Source organism: Sphingomonas sp. 1185, from assembly GCF_040544655.1.
GTDB lineage: Bacteria > Pseudomonadota > Alphaproteobacteria > Sphingomonadales > Sphingomonadaceae > Sphingomonas.
On sequence record NZ_JBEPKL010000024.1, the window covers coordinates 1 to 14819 of the forward strand.

A 14819-nucleotide genomic window follows, 5' to 3' on the forward strand; every position below is an offset into this window, starting at 1 on the left:
ACCCCGAAGGATCTCGTTCGACTTGCATGTGTTAGGCATGCCGCCAGCGTTCGTTCTGAGCCAGGATCAAACTCTCAAGTTTGATGCTCGATCTCGATACGGTGGAATGACCATACCGAAACCGCTCACTTCAAGGAGCCAATTCCTGCACATCACATATTCAAGTGGATATGTAACGAGACATACGAACTGGCTTAAAGCTTATTAACGACCTCAGAGCACCTTGAATGCCCCGAACAACCGCCAAGCCGCCGCCCGCATGTCCCTTCATCTAACCTACAATGTCAAAGAGCCGACAACAAATACCGGCAACACTCCTTCAACCCCGTTCCCAGGGCCTCAAGTGCGCCGATCTGTCGTGACTGCATCGGTCGACCAGGTCGGCCACCGCTGCGGTGAAACCCCTCTAGGCGGAGGCCGTCCGGGGGTCAACAGGTTTTTTCACAGCAATGTCGTTTTTCTTGCGCGAGCCTGAAATATCCTGTCGCTAGGCTTTCTCGCTCGCCCGAACCCCCTCGCCTTCCCCATCGGCCTGCTCGCCATAATGACGTGCAAGCATGGCGCAGGCGATGAGCTGGATCTGGTGGAAGAGCATGACCGGCAGCAGGATGATGCCGACCTGCGCCGCCGGGAATAATACGCCCGCCATCGGCACGCCGGAAGCGAGGCTCTTCTTCGACCCGCAAAATTGCAGCACGATGGCGTCGGTCCGTGGCAGGCGCATGATCCGCGCGATCAGGAAGGTCGCGGTCAGGATCACGCCGAGCAGCAACAGGCACAGCAGGGCGAGCTTCCCCAGATCGGCGGGCGACACGCGCGACCACAGCCCCTCGACCACAGCCGCGCCAAAGGCCGTATAGACGACGAGCAGGATCGAGCCGCGATCGACGATGGTCAGCAGCGACTTGCGACGGGCCACGAACCCGCCGATCCAGGGGCGCAGCAGATGGCCGATCACGAACGGCGCCAGCAATTGGAGCAGGATTCCCTCGATCGACGCCAGCGAGACGCCGCCGCCGCCATCGACCTTCATCAACAAGGCCACCAGGGCCGGGGTCAGCACGATGCCCAGCAGATTGGAGAAGGAGGCACTACAGATCGCCGCCGCGACATTGCCGCGCGCGATCGCGGTGAAGGCGATCGAGGATTGCACCGTCGAGGGCAGCAGGGTCAGGAACAGGATGCCGGTCGCCAGCGACGGATCGACGCCGGGCAGATGCGACAGGGCAAGGCCGAGCAGCGGAAACAGGATGAAGGTCGACGCCAGCACCGCCAGATGGAGCGGCCAGTTGCGCAGCCCCTGCCATATCGCGTCACGCGACAGCTTGGCGCCGTGCAGGAAGAACAGAAGGACGATCCCCGCATCCGCCATATAACCCGCATAGACGGCGAATGCCCCGCGCGCGGGCAGGATCGTCGCCAGCAGGACGGTGCCCAACAGGCTGAGCACAAAGGGTTCGAAGATGGAAAAAAGGCGCTGCATCGTCGGCGCTCCCTGAAATGGCGGTCGAGCACCGGCTGTCTGAACGGACCGGCACGGCCTTGCGCGCCAGATAGGTCATGAAGGCTGTCGCTGCCAAGCGCATGGGGACGACGTCGCAAAGGAAAATGGGGGGAGCGATGGCCGATACGCTCAACCCCCATCCCGGTCGTCCAGCCGATGCCGGTCTTACCGGCGGCTTCCACTCCCGTTTATGCTTCTGTCTTCGTTAGCCGACGACGCCCTCATTCCGTAGGGGAAAGCGCGGCCAAAAAAAAGGCCGATCTTACGACCGGCCGGAAAGTTTTTAGGAGAGGATGCCTGAAAGGCCCGTCCCTTGTGCATCGCAGCAGCGATTGACGCAATTGCAACCTCAACAAATGCAGTTGCAGAAAATGCAATCCATATCATCGGGGCGGCTGGGGCAGCGGGATCGCGGTACTGTGCTTGATCTCCTCCATAGCGAAGGCCGCGCTGACATCGACCAGGCGGACGCGTTCGATGAGGCGCTTATAGACCCGGTCATAGGATTTGATGTCGGCCACGCGGATCTTGAGCAGATAGTCGATCTCCCCCGCCATGCGGTAGAACTCGACGACCTCGGGCATGTCGTTCACCGCCTTGGCGAAATCATCGAGCCAGGCGGCGGAATGCTCGGCGGTGCGCACGCTGACGAAGACGGTCATCCCCGCATCCAGCTTTTCCGGATCGAGCAGCGCCACCCGGCCGAGGATGATCCCTTCCTCCTCCAGCCGCCGGATGCGCCGCCAGCAGGCATTTTGCGAAAGATTCACCCGTGCGGCCACCTCGGCGACCGACAGGCTGGCATCCGCCTGGAGCTGGGCGAGGATGGCGGTGTCAATTCTGTCGATCATATGGCCCTCACATGGGATTTTCTCACACCAAATACGGATTGAACCGCCAACTTTGGTATGATTTCGCGATGAGAACCGCATATCCTTTCCGGTAACGAAGGAAAATATGCCATGTTGATGACCGCGCCCCCCCGCCCCGCCACCGATCAGGATGCGATCCAGGGCGCAGTCGATGCGCTGGGCATCGCCGTCACGGAGAAGCCGGTCGATCAGCATTTCGTCGATGCCGCGCTGGCGGTGCTCGACCGGGATCGGCGCCGTTGCCCGGAAACGCCGCTGCTGGCCGTCACCCTCCCCTCGGCACCCCATGTCGACCTGTATCTGAAGGACGAATCGGCGCATCCGACGGGCAGCCTGAAGCACCGGCTGGCGCGGTCGCTGTTCATCGGCGGGATCGTCGCGGGCGTCATTCGCGCGGGTCGCCCGCTGGTCGAGGCATCGTCGGGATCGACGGCGGTGTCCGAGGCCTATTTCGCACGGCTGCTCGGCCTGCCCTTCCACGCCATCATGCCCGCCAGCACCGCAGGCGCCAAGATCGCCGCGATCCAGGCGCAGGGCGGCCAATGCCATCTGGTCGAGCCGCACCGCCTGTATGACGAGGCGCGCGACCTGGCCGATGCGCTGGGCGGCGTCTATCTCGACCAGTTCACCAATGCCGCGCCCGCGACCGACTGGCGCTGCGACAATATCGCCTCGGCGATCCTGACCCAGATGGCGGGCGAGCCGCATGCCGTTCCCGAATGGATCGTGGTGGGCGCGGGCACCGGCGGGACCGCCGCCACGATCGGGCGGCATTGTCGCTACCGCGGGCTTCCCACCCGGCTTTGTGTCGCCGATGTGGAGCATAGCGCCTTTTTCCAGGGCTATCGCGACGATGATCCCACCGCGCGCTGCCCCGCCCCGTCGCGGATCGAGGGGGTCGGCCGCCCCCGTGTCGAGCCGTCCTTCCTGCCCGGTGCGATCGACCGGATGATGAAGCTGCCCGACGCCGTGTCGATCGCGGGGATGCGGATCGCGGGCGAGTGCCTGGGGCGGCCGGTGGGGCCGTCGACAGGTGCGAACTTCGTCGCCGCCGCGCTGCTGGCGCTCGACATGACCGCCGCCGGACGAGCCGGATCGATCGCCACGCTGATCTGCGACCATGGCGCGCGCTATGCCGATTGCCACCATGATCCGCGCTGGTTGGCGCATCAGGGGCTTGCCGAAAGCGTCGACGCTGCCGAGATGTCGCTTCGCACGATGTTGCTCAAGGACGCCGAATGACCATCAATCCGCTTCTCGCCGATACCGACCTTCCCGATTTCGCCGCCGTCCGGCCCGAGCATCTGGTGCCCGCCGCCCAGGCGCTGATCGCCGATGCCCGCGCCGCCGCCGACCGGATCGGCGGATCCAACGCCAGCGATTTCGCCGATGTCGTGCTGGCCAGCGAGCGCGCGGGGTTCGCGATAGCGCGCGGCTGGTCGCCCGCCGGGCATCTTCATTCGGTCGCCGACACCCCCGAACTGCGCGCCGCCTATGCCGAGGCGCAGGCGATGCTCGCCGAATATGGGCTGGAGGCCGGGCAGGACCCGCGCCTGTTCGCCGCGTTCAACCGGGTCGACCTCGCGCCGCTGACCGAGACAGAGGCGCGCGCGGTCGTGCTGGCGCGCCGCGACTTCACTTTGTCGGGCGTCGGGCTGGACGATGCGGCCAAGGCGCGGTTCCGCGAGATCGGGGTCGAGCTGAACAAGCTGACCACCGAGTTCGGCAATGCCGTGCTCGATTCGAGCGAGGCCTGGGGCGAGCACGTCACCGACGAGGCGCTGCTGTCGGGCCTGACCGACAATGCCAAGGCGATCCTGGCCGCCTATGCCGCCGAGAAGGAGCTGGATGGCTGGCTCGTCACGCTGCGCGAACCCAGCGTCCAGGCGATCCTGACCCAGGCCGACAATCGCGACCTGCGCGCGCGTGTCGCCAAGGCCTATGCCACCCGCGCCTCGGACCAGGCCGCCGATCCCGCCCATGACAACAGCGCCCGGATCGACCGCATCCTGGAGTTGCGCCATGAGGCCGCCCGGCTGCTGGGCTTTTCCGACGCCGCCGCGCGGTCGGTCGAGACCAAGATGGCGCAGTCGGCCGACGAGGCGCTGGCCTTCCTGTCCGACCTGGCCGCACGAGCCCGCCCGCTGGCCGAGCGCGAACTGGCCGAGGCGAGCGCCTATGCCGCCGAGACATTCGGCATCGCCAAGCTGGAGCCCTGGGACACCGGCTATGTCGCCGAGCATATGCGCCGCGAACGCTTCGGCGTCGACCGCGAGGCGATCCGCGCCTATTTCCCCCTGCCCCGCGTCATGGAGGGCACGACCGCGCTGATCGAGCGGCTCTATGGCATCCGTCTGGTCGAGCGGCCGGGCGTGTCGGTGTGGAATGCCGATGTCTGCTATTATGACGTGCAGGATGCGAGCGGCGAGATCGTCGCGGGCGTCTATTGCGATTTCCATGCGCGCGCAGGCAAGCGCGGGGGTGCCTGGATGGACGTGTGCCGTCCGCGCTTCCGCGATGCCGATCGTTTCCATCGGCCGATCGCCTATCTGACCTGCAATTTCCCGCCCGCGACGGGCGATACGCCCGCGCTGCTGGCGCATGGCGATGTGGTCACGCTGCTCCACGAGTTCGGCCATGTGCTCCATCACCTGCTGACCGAAGTCGACCTGCCCTCGATCGGCGGGATTTCCAGCGTGGAATGGGATGCGGTCGAGTTGCCCAGCCAGTTCATGGAGAATTTCGCCTGGGACCGCGACACGCTGACCCAGCTGTCCGCGCATGTCGAAACCGGCGAGCCGCTGCCCGACGACCTGTTCGCCAAGATGCTGGCGGCGCGGCGGTTCCAGGCCGGGCTGTTCCTGCTGCGCCAGATCGAGTTCGCGACCTTCGACCTGCGGCTGCATCGCGACTTCGACCCGGCGCAGGGCGGCCGCGTGATGGCGGTGCTGAATGCGGTGCGCGATGAGGTGGCGGTGATTCGCCCGCCCGAATGGAATCGCTTCCCGCACAGCTTCGCCCATATCTTCGCGGGCGGCTATGCGGCAGGCTATTACAGCTATCTCTGGGCTGAACTGCTGTCGGCCGACGCCTTCGCCGCCTTTGCCGAGGAGGGCCAGGTGGCGGGCGACCGGTTCCGCCGCGAGGTGCTGGCGCGCGGGGCGAGTCGTCCGGCCGCCGAGAATTTCCGCGCGTTCCGGGGCCGCGCGCCGGAGCCAGATGCGCTGCTGCGCCATCACGGGCTGGCCGCCTGATTCCAGGGGCCGGGTTCGCGCAGGCGGCCCGGCCCGTTTCGGGGCCGATCGCGTAACCGACGTGGGTTGCGGGAAAAAATTGCGCCTCATCGGTAACCGCCACGGCTTCTTAACCCTCTTTGCCATAACAGGGCATGGCATGGAGGATGGGCCGTGAGCGGATCGGAACATATTGATTTTGAGCAGAGGCTGGCGGCGTTCGACTATGATGCGCAAAGCTATGCGACCTTCCCGATGGTCAAGCGCGCGATCGAACGGCACGCCCCCGCGGCGCTGACCGCGCTATACCGTCACATCGCCAACACGTCGCAGATCCGGGGGCTGTTCGCGTCGCAGGCGCGGATGGACCACGCCCGCGACAAGCAGATGGAACATTGGCGCAAGCTGTTCTCGCGCCCGCTCGACCGCGACTATGCCGCCTCCTCGACCCATATCGGGCAGGTCCATGCCCGGATCGGGCTGGCGCCGACCTGGTATATCAGCGGCTATGCGCGGATGCTGGAATATGTCCTGCCCAAGCTGATCCTCGGGCGGCTGCTCTGGCCCTTCGGCGCGCGGCGGCGTGCACGGGCGGCGACCGCGCTGGTCAAGGCGTCACTGATCGACATGGATATCGCGCTGGCCGCCTATTTCGAGGCCGAACAGGCCGGGCGCCGCGCGGTCATCGAACGCTGCGGCGCGGTGTTCGACCGGATGGCCAAGGGCGACCTGACCGCCTCGCTCGACGGACTGCCGACCGAATATCAGGCGCTGGCCGACAGTTTCGAGGCGATGCGCACCCAGATGTGCGCGACGCTGGGCGTGGTGACCCAGTCGGGCGAAGAGATTCGCATCGGGTCGGGCGACATCCGGCTGGCCTCGGACGACCTGTCCGACCGCACCAAGCAGCAGGCCGCCTCGCTGGAGGAAACGGCGGCGGCGATGCAGCAGATCACCACCACGGTCCGCCAGACCGCCGACGGCGCCTCGCGCGCCAACCGGATCGTCGGCGAGGCGCGTCAGGAAGCCGAGGAATCGGGCCAGATCGTCCGCCGCGCGGTCGAGGCGATGGGCGGGATCGAGCGCGCCTCGTCCGAAATCAGCGAGATCATCAGCGTCATCGACGGCATCTCGTTCCAGACCAACCTGCTCGCGCTGAACGCAGGGGTCGAGGCGGCGCGCGCGGGCGAGGCGGGCAAGGGCTTCGCGGTCGTCGCGTCCGAGGTCCGCGCGCTGGCGCAGCGGTCCGCCGAGGCCGCCAAGGACGTCAAGACCCGGATCCTCGCCTCCTCCGACCAGGTCGGCACGGGCGTCGAACTGGTCAATGAGGCCGGCGAGGCGCTGCAGCGAATCATCGGGCGGATCGGCGAGATCAGCGAGCTGGTGTCGCAGATCGCGGCCTCGGCCGGGCAACAGTCGATCGGGCTGCAACAGGTCAACACCGCGGTATCCGAAATGGACGGCGTGACCCAGCGCAATGCCGCGATGGTCGAACAGGCCACCTCGTCCGCGCGCAAGCTGGCGCTGGAGGCCGAGACGCTGGCCCGCGAAGTCGCCCGTTTCCGGCTGACCGACATGACCGGCGACGCCGCCAACCCCGTTCATCGAATGCAGCGGCGGCTGGCGGCGGTCTGATCCACTCCCCCGGGGCCTGACGGCGCGTTTCCCATTCACCGGGGAATGTTGCGACCGCCGCCATGTCCCCCACCCGTTCGCGCTGAGCGAAGTCGAAGCGCATGGGCAGCCTTTGCCGCCTGGCGAAGCCTATTCCCTCGCCTTCGCTCGGCTGGACGGGGGATTGGAGAATCCCCTCCTGCGCCCGAGCAGACGGGGTACTGCGGGACTTGCCCGGCGCACAACGCGAAAAACCACCCATGGACGACCAGAGGCGGTTGACGCTGTCAGCGATGTCGAAAGGATGGTGGAGCCGAGGGGGATCGAACCCCTGACCTTCGCAATGCCATTGCGACGCTCTCCCAGCTGAGCTACGGCCCCATCGATGTCGGCATGGCCCGGCGGGATGCGGGTCAGCCTGTCAGCAGCTTAGCTGCCGACGTTCCTGCGGAATGGTGGAGCCGAGGGGGATCGAACCCCTGACCTTCGCAATGCCATTGCGACGCTCTCCCAGCTGAGCTACGGCCCCGTTCCGCTGTGGAGGCAGCCCACTAGCGGGGCCGCCGGGGCTCGGCAAGTACTTTTTTCAGGTCCCTGCCGAACCCCGTCGAACAACTCAGTGTTCGTCGTCCTCGCTGGACGTCTCGACGCCCAGATCGTCGTCGCCGCCCAGATCGACTTCATCGTCGGGCGAGGGCTCTTCGTCCTCACCCGTGATGTCCAGATCCTCGTCGTCGCCGCCCGCCAGATCGCTGTCGGCTTCCTTGTTCTCGGCCTTGACCTGCTCGAACGGCAGGGGCTGCTTCGACTTCAGGATGGGCTCGGGCTCCCACTGCGTCCCGCAATTGATGCAGGTCACGGGGTCGTCCTTTTCGAGGTCGTAAAAGCGCGTCGCGCATTTCGGGCACGTACGCTTCGTGCCCCATTCCGGCTTGATCATGCCGTTCATACCTTTCGGATTGGGTTTTCCGCCGGAGCGAAAAGTGGGCGCGCCTTGCCACAGCGCAAGGCCCCTGTCAAAAGCCCGCGCCATCTATGGCGCACACTCTTCCCCAGCCTCGCACCGTGCGAGCCGCCGCCGCCCTTCGCGGCACCATCGCCGTTCCGGGCGACAAATCGATCAGCCACCGCTCGCTGATGCTCTCCGCGCTGGCGGTCGGGCAAAGCCGGGTCCGGGGCCTGCTGGAGGGCGAGGACGTGCTCGCCACCGCCAGCGCGATGCGCGCGATGGGCGCCGACATCGTCCGGCAGGATGACGGGGTGTGGGTGATCCACGGCGTCGGCGTCGGCGGGCTGCTCCAGCCCGAGACCGCGCTCGACATGGGCAATTCGGGCACCTCGACGCGGTTGCTGATGGGTCTGGTCGCCAGCCATCCGATCACCGCCACCTTCACCGGCGACGCCTCTTTGTCCAAGCGCCCGATGGGCCGCGTCATCGATCCGCTGTCGCAGATGGGTGCGCAGTTCCAGGATACGCCGGGCGGTCGCCTGCCCCTGATGGTCCGGGGGATCAGCCCGGCGGTGCCGATCCGCTACACGCTGCCCGTCGCCTCGGCCCAGGTGAAGTCGGCGATCCTGCTCGCGGGGCTCAACACGCCGGGCGAAACGACGGTGATCGAGCCGATCGCGACCCGCGACCATAGCGAGCGGATGCTGGCGGGCTTCGGCGCCGAGCTGACCGTCACCCCCTCCCCCGAGGGGCGGATCATCACGATTCGCGGGCAAGCCGAGCTGAAGCCGCAGGATATCGTCGTGCCGGGCGACCCCTCCTCGGCCGCCTTCTGGCTGGTCGCGGGGTCGATCGTGCCGGGCGCGGACGTGACGATCACCAATGTCGGCATGAACCCGACCCGCACCGGCATCATCGCGGCGCTCAAGATGATGGGCGCGGACATCACCGAGCTGGACGCGCGCATCGTCGGCGGCGAGCCGGTGGCCGACCTGCGCGTCCGCCATGCGCCCCTGACGGCGATCGAGGTCCCGCCCGAGCTGACGCCGAGCATGATCGACGAATATCCCGTGCTGTTCGTCGCCGCCGCCTTCGCGACCGGCACGACCATCGCACGCGGCGCGGAGGAACTGCGCGTCAAGGAGTCGGATCGCATCACCGCCATGGCCGACGCGCTTGGCGCGTGCGGTGTCCGTTGCGAGGAATATGAGGACGGCATGGCCGTGACCGGCACCGGCGGCGATCCGATCCCCGGCGGCGCGACCATCGCGACTCTGCTCGACCACCGGATCGCCATGAGCATGACCATCGCCGCGCTGAACGCCCGTGATCCGGTCACGCTGGACGATGCAGCGCCCGTCGCGACCAGCTATCCCGTCTTTTTCGACACGCTGGAGTCGCTGGGGGCGCTGGCATGATCATCGCGGTCGACGGACCGGCGGCCAGCGGCAAGGGCACCATCGCCCGCGCGCTGGCGAAGCATTACGGGCTACCCCATCTCGACACCGGGCTGCTCTACCGCGCCGTGGCGGCGACGGTGCGCGCGATGCACCTCGACCCGACGCGCGAGGCCGACGCGGTCGCGGCGTGCAGCTTCAACGACAGCCTGCTTGCCGATCCGGCCTTGCGCGATGACGAAACGGGCAAGCTCGCCTCGGTCGTGTCGGCGCATCCACTGGTCCGCGCCGCGTTGCTCCAGCGGCAGAAGCGCTTCGCCAACCAGCCGGGCGGCGCGATCCTCGACGGACGCGACATCGGCACGGTCATCGCCCCCGACGCCGACGCCAAGCTGTTCGTGAAAGCCAGCCCGCAGGTCCGCGCGCGGCGGCGGCATAACGAGCTGGCCGCCAAGGGCTCGACCGCAAGCTTCGAGCAGGTGCTGGCCGACATCCGCGCCCGCGACGAGCGCGACAGCGGCCGGGCGACGGCCCCCCTCACCCAGGCGGCGGATGCGGCGGCGCTGGATACGTCCAGCCTGACGATCGAAGCGGCGGTCGCCCGCGCGATCCAGTTCGTCGACGCCCAGGTCGCCGCCAAGGGGCGCTAACATAATCCTCCCCAGCATGGGGAGGTGGCAGCGCGTCAGCGCTGACGGAGGGGGCCAGCCCCAAAGGTCAAACCTATGCGGCACGCCCCCTCCACCACCGCTTCGCGGCGGTCCCCCTCCCCGTGCTGGGGAGGATAGCCCTCACCTTGCACAAAACCCCATTTTCGGCTAAGGCACCCGCGCTCGCGGACCCTGTTCCGCGGAGAGGCTGACGCAGGGCCGTGCCCTCAGCGTCCTTTCCGCATTTGTCGCGGACCGCCGCTTTTCCGTGTTTCAGTCACATCTTCGGGCCTGGTGGCGTCGACATGGGGTCGGCGCGGCCATCGTCGAACGCCGGGGCCGAATCCCCGACCGGAGGCGAAAAACTCTCAGGAACCTAACCCTTTTATGGCAACCAACCCCCAGCCCACGCGCGACGATTTCGCGGCGATGCTCGATGACATGTTCGGCGGTGCCGACAGCTTCGAGGGTCGCGTCGTGCATGGCACCGTCACCGCGATCGAAAACGACATGGCCGTCATCGACGTCGGTCTGAAGTCGGAAGGCCGTGTGCCCCTCCGCGAATTCGCTGCCCCCGGCCAGAAGGCCGACCTGAAGGTCGGTGACGAGGTCGAGGTCTATGTCGACCGCGTCGAGAACATGCACGGCGAAGCGATGCTCAGCCGCGACCGCGCGCGCCGCGAGGCCGCCTGGGACAAGCTGGAGCTCGAATTCTCGAAGTCGGCCCGCGTCGAAGGCGTGATCTTCGGCCGCGTGAAGGGTGGCTTCACCGTCGACCTGAACGGCGCCGTGGCGTTCCTGCCGGGCTCGCAGGTCGATATCCGCCCCGTCCGCGACGTCACCCCGCTGATGGACATCCCGCAGCCGTTCCAGATCCTGAAGATGGACCGCAAGCGCGGCAACATCGTCGTGTCGCGTCGCGCGGTCCTGGAAGAGACCCGCGCCGAGCAGCGTTCGGGCCTGATCCAGAGCCTGGCCGAGGGTCAGATCATCGACGGCGTCGTCAAGAACATCACCGATTACGGTGCGTTCGTTGACCTGGGCGGCATCGACGGCCTGCTGCACGTCACCGACCTGTCGTACAAGCGCGTCAATCATCCGTCGGAGATGATCGCGATCGGCGACACCGTGCGCGTCCAGATCATCCGCATCAACAAGGACACGCAGCGCATCTCGCTCGGCATGAAGCAGCTCGAGAGCGATCCGTGGGATGGCGCCGGCGCCAAGTACCCGGTCGGCGCGAAGCTGTCGGGCCGCGTCACGAACATCACCGAGTACGGTGCGTTCGTCGAGCTGGAGCCGGGCATCGAAGGCCTGGTCCACGTCTCGGAAATGTCCTGGACCAAGAAGAACGTCCATCCGGGCAAGATCGTGTCGACCTCGCAGGAAGTCGATGTGGTCGTCCTCGAGGTCGATCAGGAAAAGCGCCGCATCAGCCTCGGCCTCAAGCAGGCTCAGGCCAATCCGTGGGAGGCGTTCGCCGCCGCTCATCCGATCGGCTCGACCGTCGAGGGCGAAGTCAAGAACGCGACCGAGTTCGGCCTGTTCATCGGCCTGGACAACGATGTCGACGGCATGGTCCACATGTCGGACATCGCCTGGGGCGTGTCGGGTGAGGATGCCCTCAACCTGCACCGCAAGGGCGAAGTCGTTCAGGCCGTGGTTCTGGACATCGACCCCGAGAAGGAGCGCATCTCGCTCGGCATGAAGCAGCTCGAGCGCGGCGGCCCCGTCGCCGGCGGCGTGGCTGCGGCTGGCGATCGCCTGAACAAGAACCAGGTCGTCACCGTGACCGTCCTCGAAGTCCGCGACGCAGGGCTGGAAGTCCAGGCGGGCGACGATGGTGCGACCGGCTTCATCAAGCGCACCGATCTGGGTCGCGACCGTGACGAGCAGCGCCCCGAGCGCTTCCAGGTCGGCCAGAAGTTCGACGCGATGGTCACCGGCTTCGATCGTTCGAAGAAGCCGACCTTCTCGGTCAAGGCGATGCAGATCGCCGAAGAGAAGCAGGCGGTGGCGCAGTACGGTTCGTCCGACTCGGGCGCGTCGCTGGGCGACATCCTGGGCGAAGCGCTGAAGGCGCGCGGCCAGAAGTAAGCCGTTGGGCCGGGACACATCCGCTTTGCCGGATGTGTCCCGGTTTCGCACGCAATGGAACCAGTCCGTCGCTTAATCGTATAATAAAATCGCTTTCAGCAGCGAGAAACACAGGTTAGGAACGGCGCGTCTGTAGCTTGGGACAAGACGATGATCCGTTCGGAACTGGTACAAAAAATCGGTCAACACAATCCGGGGCTGAACCCGCGCGAAGTCGAGTTGATCGTAACCATCTTCTTCGATGAGATTACCAAGCGGCTGGCCGATAACGGTCGTGTCGAACTTCGTGGTTTCGGTGCCTTTTCTACCCGCGCACGCAGCGCCCGCACCGGCCGCAATCCCCGGACCGGCGAAACCGTCGATGTCGACGCCAAGCGCGTCCCCTATTTCAAGCCCGGCAAGGAAATGCGCGCCCGCCTGAACGTCGAGGGGGCCTGATCCTTCTTGCCGCCACGCGGCGGGCCGACCGGATCGGGTGAGGTTCCTGCTCCCCGATGATCGGTCCATGCTTGACGTGGGCGACAACCTCGTCTCTTCCTGTGCCCGTGCGCGGACGTGGCGAAACCGGTAGACGCTGCCGACTTAAAATCGGCTTCCTATGGAGTGCGGGTTCGAGTCCCGCCGTCCGCACCATCCTGTTGACCGGCGCGCTGCTTGCCACTTCGGCTTGCGAGCGGCGGGCCGATACGGGTGCGGTTATCGTCAGTGCGGTTCGGTCGTCTCCCGACAAGACTTCGCAGAGGCGCGACCCAGCCAACGCCAGCGGCGGCGACATGCCGCATCGGCTGCTGCGTGACTCCCTAGCGCAGGGGCTCGTGCGTTTCGACGCCAATGGGCAGATCGAGCCGGGGCTTGCCGAACGCTGGATCGTCATCGACGAGGGCGGCAGCTATATCTTCCGGTTGCGCGAGGCGACGTGGAATGACGGGTCGCCCGTCACCGCCGAACAGGTCGTGCCGATCCTGCGCCGCCTGATCACGCCCGGCTCGGGCAATCCGCTTGCGCCGTTTCTGACCGCCATAGACGAGATCGTCGTGATGACCCCGCAGGTCATCGAGGTCCGGCTGTCGCGTCCGCGCCCCGATCTGCTGAAGCTCTTCGCCCAGCCCGAAATGGCGATCATCGATCGCGCGCGTCATGGCACGGGGCCGTTCCGCATCGTTCGCGCCGGGCCGCCGCCCCTGCTCCGCCTGATCCCCGACCCTCGCCGGGCCGAGCCCGAAGACGATGCGACGCCCGCGCCGAAGGACGATGTCCGCCTGATCGGCGAAAGCGCCGCACGGGGCATTCTTCGCTTTTCGCGCGGCGCGTCCGATTTGATGCTGGGCGGGCGGTTCGAGAATTGGCCGCTGCTCGATCTGGCGAGGATCGCCCCGGCGGCGGTGCGGGTCGACCCCGCCGCCGGACTGTTCGGCTTTGCCATCGCCAGCCGGGACGGGTTTCTGGGGGATGCGGCGAACCGTCAGGCGCTGTCGGCCGTGTTCGACCGGGCCGCCTTGCTCGGGGCGATCACGCCCAATTGGGAGGCCAGCGACCGCCTGCTGCCCGATACGCTGGACTCGGACGCGCCGCCGCAAATCCCCGGCTGGGCGCTGCTGACGCTGGACGAACGCCGCGCCGCCGCCCGTGCACGCGTCGCGGCCTGGGGGCAGCCGGTGCACCTGCGCATCGCCCTGCCGCAAGGGCCGGGGGCGAACATGCTGTACGGACAGGTCGGCGCGACGCTGCTCTCGGTCGGCATCGTGCCCGAGCGCGTGGAGCTGGACGCACCCGCCGACCTCCGGCTGATCGATGCGGTCGCCCCCTTCGACAGCGCGCGCTGGTATCTCGCCACCGCCTGCGCGCCATGCGGCGATGCCGCCCGTGCGGCCATCGAGCAGGCCCGGCTGGCGCCCACCCTGGCCGCCCGCAGCGCGGCGATCGCCGCCGCCGATGCCGCGCTCAACGCCGATACGCCCTATATCCCGCTGGCGCGTCCGCTGCGCTGGTCGCTGGTCAGCGGCCGACTGCGCCAGTTCCAGGCCAATAGCCGCGCCTGGCATCCATTGAACCGCCTGCGCGCCGACCCCAATTGAGGGGTATGACCAAAGCGTCTCCCATCGATTCCTCGATCTTCGACAACCTTCCCCTCGACAAGGGGATCACCGCCAGTCGCCAACGGATCGAGGCGATGGAAAGGCTGTTGGAGCGCGTCGTCGTGCTGCCGGGGATCAATCGGCCGATCGGGCTGGACGTGATGCTGGGGCTGGTGCCCGTGATAGGCGACATCGCCGCCGCCGCGCTGGGCAGCTACATCATCTGGGAAGCGCGCAATCTGGGCCTGTCACGGTTCCAGATGGCGCGGATGATGGCCAATGTCGGGTTCGATGCGATGCTGGGCTTCGTGCCGCTGATCGGGGATGCGGCGGACGTGCTGTTCCGGTCCAACACGCGCAATCTGCGGATCATCCGCAAGCATCTCGACAAGCATCATCCCTCCACCGTGACGGTGGAGGGATAAGCC

Annotated in this window: 11 protein-coding genes, 3 tRNA genes, 1 rRNA gene and 1 pseudogene; 10 read left to right on the plus strand and 6 right to left on the minus strand. The window is 66.9% G+C overall.

Features of this window, described 5'->3' with window-relative positions; genetic code table 11:
• The 3 genes from ABIC44_RS14575 to ABIC44_RS14585 all read right to left on the minus strand — a co-directional run.
• Positions 1-82: ribosomal RNA gene (locus ABIC44_RS14575) — 16S ribosomal RNA — on the minus strand; the annotation flags it as partial.
• A 405-nt stretch (positions 83-487) separates the two neighbouring features.
• Entirely contained in the window at positions 488-1483 is a 996-nt protein-coding gene (locus ABIC44_RS14580; RefSeq protein ID WP_354296263.1) for a bile acid:sodium symporter family protein, read from the minus strand.
• A 404-nt stretch (positions 1484-1887) separates the two neighbouring features.
• Positions 1888-2355, minus strand: coding sequence for an Lrp/AsnC family transcriptional regulator (locus tag ABIC44_RS14585; RefSeq protein WP_354296265.1), 468 nt, complete (start codon positions 2353-2355; stop codon positions 1888-1890).
• Between the two features lie 111 nt (positions 2356-2466).
• Between ABIC44_RS14585 and ABIC44_RS14590 the strand changes: the two genes are divergently transcribed.
• From ABIC44_RS14590 to ABIC44_RS14600, 3 genes are all read left to right on the plus strand, one after another.
• Positions 2467-3618, plus strand: coding sequence for a PLP-dependent cysteine synthase family protein (locus ABIC44_RS14590; protein WP_354296266.1), 1152 nt, complete (start codon positions 2467-2469; stop codon positions 3616-3618).
• Positions 3615-5630, plus strand: coding sequence for a M3 family metallopeptidase (locus ABIC44_RS14595; protein ID WP_354296268.1), 2016 nt, complete (start codon positions 3615-3617; stop codon positions 5628-5630). Before ABIC44_RS14590 ends, ABIC44_RS14595 begins: the two co-directional genes overlap by 4 nt.
• Before the next feature lie 153 nt (positions 5631-5783).
• On the plus strand, positions 5784-7244 hold the full coding sequence (locus ABIC44_RS14600) for a globin-coupled sensor protein (RefSeq protein ID WP_307104480.1): 1461 nt from the start codon (positions 5784-5786) through the stop codon (positions 7242-7244).
• Between the two features lie 284 nt (positions 7245-7528).
• On the opposite strand, the gene ABIC44_RS14605 is transcribed toward ABIC44_RS14600, so the two are convergent.
• The 3 genes from ABIC44_RS14605 to ABIC44_RS14615 all read right to left on the minus strand — a co-directional run bounded on the left by ABIC44_RS14605 (position 7529) and on the right by ABIC44_RS14615 (position 8163).
• Positions 7529-7604: transfer RNA gene (locus tag ABIC44_RS14605), tRNA-Ala, on the minus strand.
• Positions 7605-7676: 72 nt separating this feature from the next.
• Positions 7677-7752 (minus strand) — tRNA-Ala (locus tag ABIC44_RS14610).
• Between the two features lie 87 nt (positions 7753-7839).
• Positions 7840-8163, minus strand: coding sequence for a TIGR02300 family protein (locus tag ABIC44_RS14615; protein WP_307104832.1), 324 nt, complete (start codon positions 8161-8163; stop codon positions 7840-7842).
• A gap of 95 nt (positions 8164-8258) precedes the next feature.
• On the opposite strand from ABIC44_RS14615, the gene aroA reads away from it, so the two are divergent.
• The 7 genes and pseudogenes from aroA (at position 8259) to ABIC44_RS14650 (ending at position 14816) form a co-directional block, all read left to right on the plus strand.
• On the plus strand, positions 8259-9590 hold the full coding sequence (gene aroA / locus ABIC44_RS14620; RefSeq protein WP_354296272.1) for a 3-phosphoshikimate 1-carboxyvinyltransferase: 1332 nt from the start codon (positions 8259-8261) through the stop codon (positions 9588-9590).
• Positions 9587-10219 carry a (d)CMP kinase gene (cmk, locus tag ABIC44_RS14625; RefSeq protein ID WP_354296273.1) on the plus strand — a complete coding sequence of 211 codons (633 nt, stop codon included), beginning with the start codon at positions 9587-9589 and terminating at the stop codon, positions 10217-10219. The genes aroA and cmk overlap by 4 nt, the downstream gene beginning before the upstream one ends.
• A 387-nt stretch (positions 10220-10606) precedes the next feature.
• On the plus strand, positions 10607-12316 hold the full coding sequence (rpsA, locus tag ABIC44_RS14630; protein ID WP_307104474.1) for a 30S ribosomal protein S1: 1710 nt from the start codon (positions 10607-10609) through the stop codon (positions 12314-12316).
• Positions 12317-12433: 117 nt separating this feature from the next.
• Positions 12434-12754: pseudogene (locus ABIC44_RS14635) on the plus strand (integration host factor subunit beta); the annotation flags it as partial.
• Between the two features lie 111 nt (positions 12755-12865).
• Positions 12866-12949, plus strand: a tRNA-Leu gene (locus ABIC44_RS14640).
• 182 nt (positions 12950-13131) lie between these two features.
• Positions 13132-14391 carry an ABC transporter substrate-binding protein gene (locus tag ABIC44_RS14645; protein WP_354296274.1) on the plus strand — a complete coding sequence of 420 codons (1260 nt, stop codon included), beginning with the start codon at positions 13132-13134 and terminating at the stop codon, positions 14389-14391.
• Positions 14392-14396: 5 nt separating this feature from the next.
• Complete coding sequence (locus ABIC44_RS14650) at positions 14397-14816, plus strand: DUF4112 domain-containing protein (protein ID WP_354296275.1); 420 nt, start codon at positions 14397-14399, stop codon at positions 14814-14816.
• Positions 14817-14819 lie beyond the last annotated feature (3 nt).

Bases quoted from the DNA above. Each gene is read 5' to 3' on its own strand.
- ABIC44_RS14580 (WP_354296263.1), bottom strand. From the start codon at position 1,483: ATGCAGCGCCTTTTTTCCATCTTCGAACCCTTTGTGCTCAGCCTGTTG.
- ABIC44_RS14585 (WP_354296265.1), bottom strand. From the start codon at position 2,355: ATGATCGACAGAATTGACACCGCCATCCTCGCCCAGCTCCAGGCGGAT.
- ABIC44_RS14590 (WP_354296266.1), top strand. From the start codon at position 2,467: ATGTTGATGACCGCGCCCCCCCGCCCCGCCACCGATCAGGATGCGATC.
- ABIC44_RS14595 (WP_354296268.1), top strand. From the start codon at position 3,615: ATGACCATCAATCCGCTTCTCGCCGATACCGACCTTCCCGATTTCGCC.
- ABIC44_RS14615 (WP_307104832.1), bottom strand. From the start codon at position 8,163: ATGATCAAGCCGGAATGGGGCACGAAGCGTACGTGCCCGAAATGCGCG.
- aroA (WP_354296272.1), top strand. From the start codon at position 8,259: ATGGCGCACACTCTTCCCCAGCCTCGCACCGTGCGAGCCGCCGCCGCC.
- cmk (WP_354296273.1), top strand. From the start codon at position 9,587: ATGATCATCGCGGTCGACGGACCGGCGGCCAGCGGCAAGGGCACCATC.
- rpsA (WP_307104474.1), top strand. From the start codon at position 10,607: ATGGCAACCAACCCCCAGCCCACGCGCGACGATTTCGCGGCGATGCTC.
- ABIC44_RS14650 (WP_354296275.1), top strand. From the start codon at position 14,397: ATGACCAAAGCGTCTCCCATCGATTCCTCGATCTTCGACAACCTTCCC.